The following is a 6,488-nucleotide window of genomic DNA, read 5'->3' on the forward strand; positions in this document are numbered from 1 at the left end:
AACAAAAAAAGGCTGCTTCCTCGTGAGCCGAGGAAGCAGCCGCTTCAATTTCATTAAATAAATTATGCCTCAGACGTTACTGCTTTGTTCAAGGCTACAGGGCTCTTGTCATCCGATGCTTGCTTCACTTTCTTGATCAGGAAGGACAGCAGCAGGGCAACGACGCCGATTCCGATAATGACGATATAGGAATCATTAATCCCTTGAATTTGAGCTTCGATTCCAAGTTTCTCCTTGGTCCAACCGCTAGCTTCGCCAGACATCATCATGTCTTTCGCATGCGATGTCGCACTATTCGTCATAATGGTTACGAGCAGAGACGTACCGATTGCACCGGCAACTTGACGAATCGTGTTGGAGATCGCCGTACCATGTGCATTAAGACGATTCGGCAGCTGGTTCAAGCCGGCTGTTTGGATTGGCATGAGGAACAGCGCCATACCGATCCGGCGTCCTGTGGACATGAGTAACAGATACGTGTAGCTAGTCGAATCTGTCAGATTAATGAAGCCAACCGTCGTACCGATCGTAATGATCAAGCCGACAACAGCCAGCCATTTGGCACCGAATTTATCGAACAGTCGGCCAGCAATTGGCATCATGAAGCCCATGATGAGCGCACCTGGCAGCATTAACAGTCCAGATTCGATCGCCGAGTAACCTCGAGCGTTCTGCAGATAAAGCGGAAGCAGCATCATATCTGCGTACATGACCATTGTTACCGCGATATTGATGATGGTTGTAAGTGTGAACATGTTGTATTTGAACGCACGCAGATCGAGCAGCGGGTTCTTCGATACAAGCTGTTTCCAAGTGAACAGCGCAAGTGCTGCAACGCCGACACCAATAGAAATGAGCACTTCTGCACTCGACCAACCAAGTTTGCCTGCACGGCTGAAGCCATACAGCACAGCGCCAAAGCCAAGCGTCGAGAGAACGACGCTGATCGTATCGAGTTTGGACTTAATACGTTCTGATACATTCGTCAAATAAATAAATCCACACACTATAACGATAACGGCAAGTGGAATCATACCGTAGAACATCGTTTCCCACTTGTAATTCTCAAGAATGTAACCTGCGAGCGTAGGGCCAATTGCCGGGGCGAAAATAATGGCTGTACCGACTAACCCCATCGCGGCGCCGCGTTTCTCAGGCGGGAACAACGTAAGGATAACCGTCATCAACAGCGGCATGATGATACCTGCGCCAGCTGCTTGAATCATCCGACCAGTTAACAGTACTTCGAAGCTGCTGGCTAATGCGGATACGATTGTACCGACTAGAAACACTATCATTGACGTTTGGAACAATTGACGTGTTGAGAACCGCTGCATTAGATAAGCAGTGATTGGGATCAGAACGCCGTTTACGAGCATGTAACCTGTCGTCAGCCATTGAGCAGTTGTCGCCGAAATGTCAAAGTCGATCATCAGTTCTGGTGTCGCAACACTCATGATCGTCTGATTAAGCGTCGCAAGAAAGGCGCCAATAATCATGACGAATAGAATCGGCCCTTTTTTAACGGAGCTAAAGTCATTACTTATTCCTTTACTCAAGTCTTCCTCACCTCTCCATATTCTCTCTAGACTTAATTTACATTGTGTTAGATAATCAACACTGTATAAATTAGATTATAAGCCGATTTTGAAGTCTTACAAGCGACTCTTTTTTGCAGAGTGTAAATTAGTTATCAGTTGCGTATCATTCGTAGTGTAAGTGATACATAAACGACAAACTGTTGGTTGTTTGTAAATTTACTCGCAGAGGGAAGGATTAGGTGATGATGGATCATTCGAAACCTCGCACAGACCCGCGCATTATTCGAACCAGACAGCTTCTGAAGGAAGCGTTTATTGATTTACTGCAGGAGATGGAGATCGAGAAAATATCGGTGAACCGCATCGCGGAGCGGGCAACCATTAATCGCGTCACCTTCTATCTTCATTATCGTGACATCCCCGATATGATGGACAAGATGGCAGATGAAATGGTCGAGGATATGCAGCGCGCACTCGATGAATCGCCATCAGTAGACAGCGACAGGAATGATTCGCTGATGCTGCTTAATCTGCTGGAGCATATTGCAGACAATGCGAAGTTCTATACTGTGGTACTCGCATCGAGACGGACACCGGTATTTACAGAACGAATGCTTAAGCTGCTGTCTGATTCCGTCAAACGGCGCATCGAACAGTTCGGCATGAACGATTCGATGGTCGATGCTGGCATACAGAAGGATATTGCAATCTGGTATGGTTCGGCCGCACTCATCGGGACAATTGTCGCTTGGCTGCGTAATGACATGCCGTATACGCCGGTTTACCTGGCTAAACAGTTCACACTACTGCGCGCAGATCCACAGTGGAGATCCGTTGAAGGTGGATAGGGCATAGGAAGATCCATTCGCGGGGACGATAGGATGAGCGATATATCGATTCGTGAAGAGGAGCTAAGCGATGGCTGACAATCATGCTGCTGCCAGACCACACAGCCGAACAGGCTTGTCCAGATTGCTTCTCAGTCATCAGATACCTTTCAAACAGAACGCTCTGCTTCAGTCCATCCTATTCGGGTTTATCGTGTACTGGATCTGCATGGCGATTCATCCGAAGGATTGGAAAGACTGGGCGGTCGAGAACACGCTGCTTGTCCTATACATGATCGTGATGGCGTTTACGTATCGGATTTTTCCACACAGTAATTTAGCGTATATCCTTATTGCGATCTTTCTAGCCATGCATGCGTACGCGGCTCATTTCACTTACCAGCATACGCCGATCGATGATTGGATGAAGCATGCGTTTCATATCAAGCGGGGTTTCTACGACCGTGTTGTACATTTTGCGTATGGACTGATGATCTCATTCTCGGTAAGGGAATCGGTATTGTATTTCCTCAAGCTTCAATTTGTGAAAAATTATTTCGTCACCTTCATGATTATCGTTGCTTCGAGCGGAATATACGAAATGCTGGAGGCTTGGTCGGCTTTAATCTTCAATTCCAAATTAGCTGCACAATTCGTTGGCCTAGAAGGCGATCCTTTCGATTCGCAGAAGGATATGACGAGTGCGCTAGCCGGGGTATTGATTGCCATCGGGATTTTCTGGATCATGCATTCTCGACGTCGAACTTAAAAGCACAAGTCAGATCATTGTTCACATTAGTAGCCTAGCATAATAGAAAGGAGAGTTGATTATGGGCAGCAACCCTTATCAACTCTCCTATTGGTTACGCTTGTCGATTGACCAATATCTCCATGCATTCGCGCAGCATTTGAGTCGACCAGTCGTATGCCCCCCGGTCCTCATACTGGCGATAATCGCACTCAAGCGCCATGATAAGGAACAAGTACACATCATACCATAACACGCGTATCCGCTGACTCTCCGTCCAATCGGCAATTCCATAGCCCTCCACGAAGCTATGATTGTTCGCGAACCTCCGGAAACCGACCTCCAGCAGTTCATCCGCCCATAGGCATCGTTCGAAATCGATTACGCCTGTCACTTTGCCATCTTCAATGAACACATTACCGGCCCATAGATCCCAGTGAACAAGACGAGGCGTCTTTACTTCTTCAAAATGTGGCTTATCCCGTTCCAGCAGCGTCAACAGATGTGGAATATCGATGGTGAAATCTATGTTAAAAGCAGCAGCATCGTTAATTGCATCCTGTGCGATGCTCTTGAACACATCAAACCATACGTCGCCCTGCTTGTCCGGTTGCCCGAAGTAGCCGAACCGATCGCCGATGATCGTATTGATACGGCGGTTTATCTTACCCACTTGGACGTCCACGCCAAGACGTACTTCGTCGCTTAATTCGCCCATGAGCGAATGGAAGCTGCTGCCGGATAGCTTCTCCATGAAGAAATATTCCGCATCGCACAATTGTCTGCTATCGTCGTAAAATAATATTTGTGCAACAGGAACATCGGTATGTTCTGCTACGAGCCGCATCGAGTGGACCTCGCTGCTCATAATGTTATGTTCATGCGTCATAATGACCGATTGGTTAGGAGGCGCGATCTTGAGCACCATCTCGCGTCCATCAGACAGCCCAACCATATATGCAACATTAAAGAAGCCTTCCGTCAGCTCTTTGATGGAGACGGGCAGTATGCCTGGAAATGCACGGTCAATCATTTGATGAAGAGTCTCATTCGATTGTTTGTTTTTCGTCTGGCTTTCCATATTGAACCTCCCATTCTTTTCTACCAATGTACTCTGATTCATGAATGATTGCTATATAAGGATTAAGAAGCTATTGGTGCATCGGAACATCAATATCGGACACTAGATAGGATGAATTGCATAGGCGTTGTTCATAGGAAAGCGGTGAATTGTTCGATACAATAAGGAGAGAATGAAGCTAATGTACATATATAGGAGTGAATGATAGATGCAGTATCGTAAGCTTGGGGCAACAGGTCTGGATGTATCGATTCTTAGTTTTGGCGCATCGTCGCTTGGCTCGGTGTTTCGAGATACGGATGAAGCTGAGAGTATTCGCACGGTTCATGCAGCACTGGATGCAGGGATTAATCTGATCGATGTGTCGCCGTATTATGGATTGACGAAGGCAGAGACGGTGCTTGGCAAAGCAATTCGTACAGTTCCACGTGATCGGTTCTATCTGTCGACCAAAGCGGGGCGTTATGGCGTTGATCAATTCGATTTCTCCCGCAAACGGATTAGGGCTAGTGTTGAGGAAAGCTTGCAAAGACTGCATACAGACTACCTTGATATTCTATTCCTGCATGATATTGAATTCGTTGAGTCAGCTATTATTTATGAAGAGGCGATTCCGACACTTTATGAATTGAAGAAGGAAGGGGTAATTCGCAACACGGGCATATGCGGACTTCCGCTTCAGCTGTTTGAATCGTTTCTGCCGAATGTGGAAATTGATGCGATCATTTCCTATTGCCATTATTCGTTGAATGATACGTCGCTTGAGACTCTGCTCCCGCTCTTGCAGAAGCGGGAGGTTGGGCTTGTAAATGCATCTCCTCTGTCGATGGGACTATTGGGTACACGAGGGACGCCTGATTGGCATCCGGCAAGCGAGCAAGTGAAGGCGCTGTGCAAGCAGGCTGCGGATTATTGTGCTTCTCAAGGAGAAGATATCGCGAAGCTGGCAGTACAGTTCTCTACGCGAAATACCCAAGTCCCAACAACGCTTGTAAGTACAGCGAATCCGGCGAATATAGTGAAGAATGCAGCTTGGGTTGATGAACCGACCAACGAGCAGCTGTTGAGACAAGTGATTGCCATTCTAGAACCGATCCAAGGGATTACGTGGGAGAGCGGCATTCCGCTATATAATAAGAACATTCGGAGGTAGCTGGCGTTTCGCTGCTACAGCTGTGTGGTAGAGAAGAGAGGTGGTGTGCCTCTCTTTTTATTTTGCCAAGGGGAGGGAATAATGCTCAACAATGCGAATAGCATGCTAGGTAATAGTAGATATCGAGAGGAGATGGATTCAGATGACGAGTTATGGGCAAGAACATGGACTTGATCAAGGCAGATCGACAATCGAAGTGCAGGGAGAGGGGCAAGTAACCGCGGCGCCTGACCAGGCAGTCATTACGCTTGGCGTTGCAACAGAGAAGGAAGAGCTCCGTACAGCACAGGCGGACAACGCCGCTGCCATCGCGCGTATCATTCAGTCTATCCGCCAATTAAATGTACCTCAGGAACAAATACAGACAATTGAATATCGAATTGACACTCACTATGACTATATTGACGGCAAACAAATTTTCCGAGGTTATCAAGTGACGCATATGCTTCAAATTACGACTAACAATGTAGGTCAGGCGGGGACGATCGTCGACACTGCTGTAGAGAATGGAGCCAATCATATTGGCGGTATTCGTTATTCTGTCGCACAACCTGCGTATTACGAGAAACAAGCGCTGTCGCTCGCAGTACGTAACGCAATGGACAAAGCACTTACCATTGCCCATACGATGGGCATTACAATTGATGTTGTCCCTACACGTGTGCAGGAGTTGAGTCAGTCCGGTTTTACGCCGATGCCCCTAGCATCAGCGGCTATGAAGGTAAGCGACGCAACGCCGCTTCAGCCAGGTCAACTCACGATTACAGCTTCTGTACGTGCGTGGTTTCGTCAGCGGTAAATAGTGATTAATAATGATATAACGGAAGTTTTATAAATTAATTTATTAAAAACACTTGCGCAAATCATAAAGTGCATGGTATATTCTAATTCCGGCCGAGAGAAACACGCCGGCAACGAGAAACACAATGCGAAATGAATTGTTCTTTGAAAACTGAACAACGAGCGAAACTGTCAGTTTAAATGTTTTAAACGAGCTATACAAGCTTCACCATAACTTTTATGGAGAGTTTGATCCTGGCTCAGGACGAACGCTGGCGGCGTGCCTAATACATGCAAGTCGAGCGGAGTGGTTTGAAAGCTTGCTTTCAAACTGCTTAGCGGCGGACGGGTGAGTAAC

At 46.9% G+C, this 6,488-nt stretch carries 6 protein-coding genes and 1 rRNA gene; 5 read left to right on the forward strand and 2 right to left on the reverse strand.

Annotation, left to right across the window (positions count from 1 at the left end; all coding sequences use genetic code 11):
* Positions 1–62: 62 nt before the first annotated feature.
* Positions 63–1,499: a DHA2 family efflux MFS transporter permease subunit gene (locus H8B09_RS26710; RefSeq protein WP_191206668.1), complete on the reverse strand. Its 1,437-nt coding sequence runs from the start codon at positions 1,497–1,499 to the stop codon at positions 63–65.
* A 284-nt stretch (positions 1,500–1,783) separates the two neighbouring features.
* On the opposite strand from H8B09_RS26710, the gene H8B09_RS26715 reads away from it, so the two are divergent.
* Positions 1,784–2,389, forward strand: coding sequence for a TetR/AcrR family transcriptional regulator (locus H8B09_RS26715; protein WP_191206646.1), 606 nt, complete (start codon positions 1,784–1,786; stop codon positions 2,387–2,389).
* Between the two features lie 70 nt (positions 2,390–2,459).
* Entirely contained in the window at positions 2,460–3,137 is a 678-nt protein-coding gene (locus H8B09_RS26720) for a DUF2238 domain-containing protein (protein ID WP_191206647.1), read from the forward strand.
* 94 nt (positions 3,138–3,231) lie between these two features.
* On the opposite strand, the gene H8B09_RS26725 is transcribed toward H8B09_RS26720, so the two are convergent.
* Positions 3,232–4,197, reverse strand: a complete 966-nt coding sequence (locus tag H8B09_RS26725; RefSeq protein WP_191206648.1) for a phosphotransferase family protein — start codon at positions 4,195–4,197, stop codon at positions 3,232–3,234.
* Positions 4,198–4,405: 208 nt separating this feature from the next.
* Between H8B09_RS26725 and H8B09_RS26730 the strand changes: the two genes are divergently transcribed.
* The 3 genes from H8B09_RS26730 to H8B09_RS26740 form a co-directional block, all read left to right on the forward strand.
* Complete coding sequence (locus H8B09_RS26730) at positions 4,406–5,350, forward strand: aldo/keto reductase (RefSeq protein ID WP_191206649.1); 945 nt, start codon at positions 4,406–4,408, stop codon at positions 5,348–5,350.
* Between the two features lie 142 nt (positions 5,351–5,492).
* On the forward strand, positions 5,493–6,149 hold the full coding sequence (locus tag H8B09_RS26735; RefSeq protein WP_191206650.1) for an SIMPL domain-containing protein: 657 nt from the start codon (positions 5,493–5,495) through the stop codon (positions 6,147–6,149).
* Between the two features lie 218 nt (positions 6,150–6,367).
* Positions 6,368–6,488 (forward strand): 16S ribosomal RNA (locus tag H8B09_RS26740); the annotation flags it as partial.

It is taken from the genome of Paenibacillus terricola (assembly GCF_014779765.1).
Lineage (GTDB): Bacteria > Bacillota > Bacilli > Paenibacillales > Paenibacillaceae > Paenibacillus_T > Paenibacillus_T terricola.